Annotated in this window: 2 protein-coding genes; both read right to left on the bottom strand. The window is 68.3% G+C overall.

What is annotated here, in order from left to right:
- Positions 1 to 102 precede the first annotated feature (102 nt).
- Positions 103 to 1,521, bottom strand: coding sequence for an IS30 family transposase (locus tag ACWC2T_RS45915; RefSeq protein WP_450676229.1), 1,419 nt, complete (start codon positions 1,519 to 1,521; stop codon positions 103 to 105).
- A partial coding sequence (locus ACWC2T_RS45910; protein ID WP_450676228.1) for an IS3 family transposase occupies positions 1,472 to 2,154 on the bottom strand: 683 nt, incomplete at its 5' end. The genes ACWC2T_RS45910 and ACWC2T_RS45915, both read right to left, overlap by 50 nt.

Here is a 2,154-nt window from a genome sequence, read left to right as displayed (position 1 = left end):
GCCAGGGCATTGTCGAACGAGTCGCCGACTGAGCCCATGGACGCCTGGATACCGGCCCTGACCAGGCGCGTTGTGAGCTTCACGGACGTGTGCTGGGCGAGTTCAACCGGTCGTTGCAACACCGGGCTGCTGTAGTGAGCGTAGCTGCTCCTGGAAGACCTCGGCCGGGGTTTTCCAGCCGAGGATCTTGCGGGGTCGGTTATTGATCGCCAGGGCGACGGCTTCGAGGTCCTCGGCGGACCACCGGGACAGGTCGGTGCCCTTCGGGAAGTACTGACGCAGCAGCCCGTTCGTGTTCTCGTTCGTGGGTCGCTGCCAGGGCGAGTGCGGATCGGCGAAGAACACCTTCGTCCCGGTCTCGAGCGCGAACTGGGCATGCCCGGAGAGTTCCTTCCCGCGGTCCCAGGTCAGTGTCTTGCGGAGCTGCTCGGGAAGCTTCGTCATCGACACCGTCAGGGCAGTGTTCATCGCGACGGCGCCGTAACCGCCCAACGCCGGGCCGTTCTTCACGGGCGCCACCTCGCCCCAGCCCTCCATCCTCGGCAGATGCACCAGGAGGGTGGATCGGCTGCTGCGCTCGACAAGCGTGCCGATCGCGGACCGGCCCGTCCCGATGATCAGATCGCCTTCCCAATGCCCCGGGACCGCGCGGTCTGCGGCCTCTGCAGGACGTTCACTGAGGACGACATCCGCGGTGACATGCCCTTGCGGCCTGTTACGTGACCTTGACCGAGGCTCTCGAAGCGCCCGCCCAGTGCGCAGGCAGGCGACCAGCTCACGCTTGAGCGCACCACGGCCCTCGATGAACAGCGACTGATAGATCGCCTCGTGGCTGATGCGCATGGACTCATCCTCGGGGAAGTCGGCCTTCAACCGGTGCGAGATCTGTTCCGGGCTCCATGCTGTCGCCCACCGCCTGTCTTGCCGGTGCGGCTTGTTCAGCCCTTTCCACGGAGGCGTCTGCGGTCCTGCGGCGACCGTCCCGTCAGGCCGGTGAACGTTCCCCGACAACCTCTCCTGAACGTACTCACGCAACCGGTCGTTGCCCAGGAGCTTCGCGCTCTTCGGGCGCTTGGCCGCCTGCTGAGCCTTCCACTGGGCGACCGTCGCGCGGTACTCCTGCTTGCCGCTGCGCGTGGCGGCGTTGCGGCGCAGTTCGCGCGAGATCGTCCCGGGGTCACGCCCCAGGGCGCGGGCGATCTCGCGCACACCCTTGCTCATCGCCCTGAGGATCGCGATCTCCTCGCGCTCCTCGAACGTGAGATACCGGCCCGAGGGCTCGGCCAACGAGATCGGAGGCATGCCGCCAGCGTGACGAAACCACCTCGCACCCACCGGCCACGACACACCGACCGCCAGCGACGCCTCGGCCGTCGTGACCCCCGTGGCGATCAGTCGCCAGAACTGGCGCTGCACGACCCGAGACGGATCAGGCCGCCCCGGCGAACGCATCGCCGGCCGCAACGCACGGTCAGCGCGCCACTGCCGACGCCGCCCCTCCGGAACATCGCTGGTCTTCAAACTCCAGTCCGCCGTGGCCACGTCGCACACCTCCGAGATCAGGGTGTTGCGACGACCAGTTGAATCCACCCTGACAGCCGTGGTCGGCGTGATGGACGAGTTCCCCGGGGGCGACTTCGCGGCTGGCCAGGGCATACTCCAGCGAGGTAAGCACCAGGTCCGCGTCCGCGCGGGCGGAGGTCTCCCAGGCCACGACCCGGCGGGAGTACGCGTCGCGGATCGCGGACAGCCACAGCGGCCCCTCTTCGGTGGGGATCATGGTCAGGTCGGTGACCCACAGTCGGTTCGGCCCGTTCGCGGTGAAGTCGCGTTGTACCAGGTCAGGGGCCAGATCGGCGTCCGGGTCACGACGAGTGAAGCCCTTGTCCCGGCGGGGGCTGATCCCGGCCAGGCCGGCCTGGCGCATGAGCCGCTCGACGCGCTTGCGGCCGACGTGGATGCCCTCACGCTTGAGGACGGCGTGCACGCGGGGTGAGCCGTAGATCCCGCCGGACTCGTCGTGGACCTGCCGGATCCTGCCCGTCAGCTCGGCGTCCCGACGGTGCCGTTCGCACGGCTCGGTCTCGGCCTGGCGCCACCGGTAGTAGGTAGAGGAGGGGATGTTCAGTTCCCGGAGTACGGGCTCGACCCCCA

This window comes from Streptomyces sp. NPDC001393, assembly GCF_053597455.1.
Note: the sequence above shows the minus strand (reverse complement) of the source record. Positions and strands in the feature narration are given on the sequence as shown.